General features: G+C 64.4%; 5 protein-coding genes. 2 read left to right on the top strand and 3 right to left on the bottom strand.

The annotated features are described in order from the left end of the window. On the top strand, positions 1-1,921 hold a 1,921-nt coding region (pnp, locus tag JHC81_RS13765), incomplete at its 5' end, for a polyribonucleotide nucleotidyltransferase (RefSeq protein WP_292175617.1). A gap of 233 nt (positions 1,922-2,154) precedes the next feature. Then, positions 2,155-3,345, top strand: a complete 1,191-nt coding sequence (locus JHC81_RS13760) for a CaiB/BaiF CoA-transferase family protein (RefSeq protein ID WP_292175615.1) — start codon at positions 2,155-2,157, stop codon at positions 3,343-3,345. Here the strand turns inward: JHC81_RS13760 and JHC81_RS13755 are convergent. The 3 genes from JHC81_RS13755 to sucB all read right to left on the bottom strand — a co-directional run. Further along, positions 3,332-3,775, bottom strand: a complete 444-nt coding sequence (locus JHC81_RS13755; RefSeq protein WP_292175614.1) for a hypothetical protein — start codon at positions 3,773-3,775, stop codon at positions 3,332-3,334. The genes JHC81_RS13760 and JHC81_RS13755 overlap by 14 nt on opposite strands. Then, positions 3,772-4,131 carry a hypothetical protein gene (locus JHC81_RS13750; RefSeq protein WP_292175611.1) on the bottom strand — a complete coding sequence of 120 codons (360 nt, stop codon included), beginning with the start codon at positions 4,129-4,131 and terminating at the stop codon, positions 3,772-3,774. Before JHC81_RS13750 ends, JHC81_RS13755 begins: the two co-directional genes overlap by 4 nt. 83 nt (positions 4,132-4,214) lie before the next feature. After that, on the bottom strand, positions 4,215-4,835 hold a 621-nt coding region (gene sucB / locus JHC81_RS13745), incomplete at its 5' end, for a dihydrolipoyllysine-residue succinyltransferase (protein WP_292175607.1).

Below are 4,835 nucleotides of genomic sequence, written 5' to 3'. Positions count from 1 at the left end.
CGTCAAGGGCTTCAAGAACGAGACCCAGGTCGTCGTCACCGTGCTGCAGCACGACATGGAGAACGATCCCGACATCGTCGGCCTGGTCGCCGCCTCGGCCGCCCTGACCATCTCGGGCGTGCCCTTCATGGGCCCGATCGGCGCCGCACGCGTCGGCTATATCGACGGTGAGCTGGTCCTGAACCCGACCCTGGACCAGATGCCGACCTCGGATCTGGATTTGGTCGTTGCCGGCACCCAGGACGCCCTGATGATGGTCGAGTCCGAGGCCAAGGAACTGTCCGAAGACACCTTCCTGGACGCCCTGATGTTCGCCCACCGCGGCATGCAGCCGGTGATCGACGCCATCATCGAAATGGCCGAGCACGCCGCCAAGGAACCTTTCGACTTCACCGCTGAAGACCACTCCGACGTCGTCACTCAGATTCAGTCGCTGGTCGGCGAGGACATCAAGGCCGCCTATACCCACGCCGGCAAGTACGAGCGTCGCACGGGTGTCGATCAGGCCAAGAAGAAGGCCGCCGAGAAGCTGGTCAAGACCGAAGAGAACCCCGACGGCGTCGATTCCGCCAAGTTCGGTGCCGCCTTCAAGGAGTGCGAAGCCCACGTCCTGCGTCGCGACATCATCGACAACGGCCACCGCGTCGATGGTCGCGCGCTCGACAAGGTCCGCGACATCGTCTCGGAAGTCGGCGTCTTTCCGCGCACCCACGGTTCGGCCCTTTTCACCCGTGGTGAAACGCAAGCCATCGTGGTCGCCACCCTGGGCACCGGCGAGGACGAGCAATACGTCGATGCCCTGAGCGGGACCTACAAGGAGAAGTTCCTCCTGCACTACAACTTCCCTCCCTATTCGGTCGGCGAGACCGGTCGGATGGGCGGCGCGGGCCGTCGGGAAATCGGTCACGGCAAGCTGGCCTGGCGGGCGATCCGTCCGATGCTGCCGTCGGCGGAAGAGTTCCCCTACACGATCCGTATCGTGTCGGAGATCACCGAGTCCAACGGTTCGTCCTCGATGGCTTCGGTCTGCGGCGCCTCGCTGGCGCTGATGGACGCGGGCGTGCCCCTGAAGAAGCCCGTCTCGGGCATCGCCATGGGCCTGATCCTGGAGCCGTCGGGCGAGTTCGCCATCCTGTCGGACATCCTGGGTGACGAAGATCACCTGGGCGACATGGACTTCAAGGTCGCCGGCACGCGTGACGGTATCACCAGCCTGCAGATGGACATCAAGGTTGCCGGCATCACCGAGGAGATCATGAAGAAGGCCATCGCCCAGGCGTCGGCCGGCCGCCTGCATATCCTCGACGAGATGGACAAGGCCATCGACGGTGCCCGCACCGAACTGGGCGAGTTCGCGCCCAAGATCGAGTCCATCAAGGTCCCGGTCGACAAGATCCGCGACATCATCGGCACGGGCGGCAAGATCATCCGCGAGATCGTCGAAAAGACCGGCGCCAAGATCAACATCGAGGACGACGGCACGGTGAAGATCGCTGCGTCCGACCAGGAGAAGATCGACGCCGCCAAGGCCTGGATCACCTCCATCGTCTCCGAGCCCGAGCCCGGCACCATCTACACCGGCAAGGTCGTCAAGGTCGTCGACTTCGGCGCCTTCGTGAACTTCTTCGGGGCCAAGGACGGTCTGGTTCACGTGTCCCAGATCTCCCTGGAACGCGTCGCCAACCCGGCCGACGTTCTGAGCGAAGGCCAGGAGGTCAAGGTCAAGTTCCTGGGTATGGACGATCGAGGCAAGACCAAGCTGTCGATGAAGGTCGTCGATCAGGAAACCGGTGAGGACATCACCGACAAGATCAACGCTGAACGCGCCGAACGTGGCGAGGCCCCGCTGTCGGACGACACCGGTGGCCGTCCCAAGCGTGAAGGTGGCGGTGACCGTGATCGCGGTCGCAGCCGTCGCTAGAACGGGACGACATCGCTGAATGAACGAGGCCCCGGTGGAAACGCCGGGGCCTTTTTCCTTTATCCTTCTCCCCTTGCGGGAGAAGGTGCCCCGGAGGGGCGGATGAGGGGTCGCACGGACTTCGACATCTTGCATCAGATCGATATGACGCCGACGGACCGGAGCGACCCCTCATCCGTCAGGCTTCGCCTGCCACCTTCTCCCGCAAGGGGAGAAGGATGTAGAGAAGACGCATGACCCAGTCCTCAGGCCCGCTTGTCGGCATTCGCGTCCTCGACCTGTCCCGCGTTCTGGCGGGGCCCTGGGCGACCCAGACCCTGGCCGATCTGGGGGCCGAGGTGATCAAGATCGAGCGGCCGGGCACCGGCGACGACACCCGCCAGTGGGGCCCACCCTTTACGCAGAAGGCCGACGGCTCGCGCGGCGACGCGGCCTATTTTCTGTGTGCCAACCGGGGCAAGAAGTCGGTCGAACTGGATATCGCGACGCCGGACGGGGCGACCGTCATCCGCGATCTGGTCGCGTCCTGCGATGTGCTGGTCGAGAACTTCAAGACCGGAGGCTTGAAGAAGTACGGCCTGGATTATGCCAGTCTGTCGGCGATCAATCCGCGCCTGGTCTATTGTTCCATCACCGGTTTCGGCCAGGACGGGCCGGATGCCCACCGCGCCGGCTACGACTATATGATCCAGGCCATGGGCGGGCTGATGTCGATCACGGGCCAGCCGGACGGTGCGCCGGGGGCCGAGCCGATGAAGGTCGGAGTGGCGGTGGTGGACCTGTTCACCGGCCTGTATGCCTCAAACGCCATCCTGGCGGCCCTGATGCATGCGCGGACCACGGGCGAGGGCCAGCAGATCGACATCGCCCTGTTCGACGTCCAGGCGGCCATGCTGGCCAATCAGGCGTCCAACTATTTCGTCTCCGGCACGGCCCCGGGCCGCATGGGCAATGCCCACCCCAACTTGGCCCCGTACCAGCCCTTTCCGTGTACGGACGGTATGGTCGTGATCGCCGTCGGGAATGATGGGCAGTTTCGCGCACTGGCACAGGCTCTGGGCGCGCCCGGTCTCGGCACCGACCCCCGCTTCGTCACCAATGCCCTGCGGATCGAGCATCGTGCCGCCATGACGGCGGAAGTCTCGGCCCTGACGGCCGGTCACGACATGGCAGGCCTGATGGCGCTTCTGGAGGCGGCGAATGTCCCTTGCGGCCCGGTCAACACCATCGATCAGGTCTTCGACGAACCCCAGGCCAAGCATCGCGGACTGGAAATCGAACAGGCCCGCTCCGACCTGACCCACCCGGTGCGCACCGTCGCCTCACCGATCCGGATGTCGAGGACACCCATCGAGTATCACCGCGCCCCGCCTGCGCTGGGGGCGGATACGGAGGAGGTACTGGGTCAGCTCAAGGCGGATTGAGCACCAGTTCCAGCGCCAGCCACACAGCCCCCGCGATCAGCCCGAACAGCAGGCCCGCCAGCAGCATGCCCTGCCAGGCGATCGGTCGGAACCGGCGCGGCAGGCTGGTGCCCCAGAAGCCACCGGTGGCAAAGGCGGCCAGCGCCATCACCGACCCCGCCGCCTGCGTCCCGCCATCGACGGTGTCCAGATCGTCACCCTCCTCGCTGGCGAACTCGCCCGCCCGTGCCCGCGCCAGAAGATCGCGCGCCTGCTCCGCCACCGAGGCGGGTCCCATCAGACGGATGCCCAACGCCCGCTGCATGAGTGGATCTACCGTCGTCTGAAACCGCTCGGTGACGCTGACCTCGATCCCGTGCGACGCCAGAAACGCCGCCGCCAGATCGGCTTCATAGACGTCGGTGAAGCGGACGATTTCGACGAGACTCATGAACCAATGACCACTGCCAATGTCGACGCTCGCCGACGGTTGGCGATACTCCTGATCAAGAGGCCGGGAATCAAATTTTTGGCCATCATCAAGGCGAGGAAACCGTAGCCCCATAGGCCGAGATCAGTCGCGCCATATGCTTGAAGACAGACAAAACCGGTGTGGGTCGCGAGGCCGCAAGCCCAAATGAGGAAAGCGGGTCTATCCTTGGCGAGCCTGTAGATTGTCGCGCTGTAGCAAATCGAAGCCGCCAGCGCAGCGACCGGCATGATCGATGACGCGAGTTGCGCACGCACAGGTGTATCCAACGCGACGCGATTATAAGCCAGCCAGACGAGCGCTGAGGTAGTCAGCATCGTCCAGATGCTCAGCCCAAGCAGCACGACGGCAACCCACCATCCCCACCAAGACCATGGTCTGGACGGGGAGCGAGCCAATATCAGAGATCCAGCAGAGCCCGGGCCGGGTCTTCCAGCAGGTCCTTGACGCGGACCAGGAAGGTCACAGCTTCTTTTCCGTCGACGATGCGGTGGTCGTAGCTGAGCGCCAGGTACATCATCGGGCGGATTTCGACCTGGCCGTTCACGGCCATCGGGCGTTGGACGATATTGTGCATGCCCAGGATGCCCGACTGAGGCGCATTCAGGATCGGCGTCGACATCAGCGAGCCATAGGTGCCGCCGTTGGTGATGGTGAAGGTGCCGCCCTGCAGATTGTCCAGGGTCAGGTTGCCGTCGCGCGCGGCCTTGCCCAGCGCCCCGATGCCCTTTTCGATCCCGGCCAGCGACAGGGTATCGGCGTCGCGCAGGACCGGCACGACCAGCCCCTTGTCGGTGCCGACGGCCACGCCGATGTCGTAGTGGTTCTTGTAGATGATGTCGGTGCCGTCGATCTCGGCATTGACCGCCGGGATCTCCTTCAGGGCTGCGACCACCGCCTTGGTGAAGAAGGACATGAAGCCCAGCTTGACGCCGTGGCGCTTCTCGAAGGCGTCCTTGTACTGGGTCCGCAGGGCCATGACATTGGTCATGTCCACCTCGTTGAAGGTGGTCAGCTGGGC

This window comes from Brevundimonas sp. (assembly GCF_016463295.1).
Lineage (GTDB): Bacteria > Pseudomonadota > Alphaproteobacteria > Caulobacterales > Caulobacteraceae > Brevundimonas.
The sequence above is the reverse complement of the archived record's forward strand: the minus strand, read 5'-3'. Positions and strand labels throughout refer to the sequence as shown.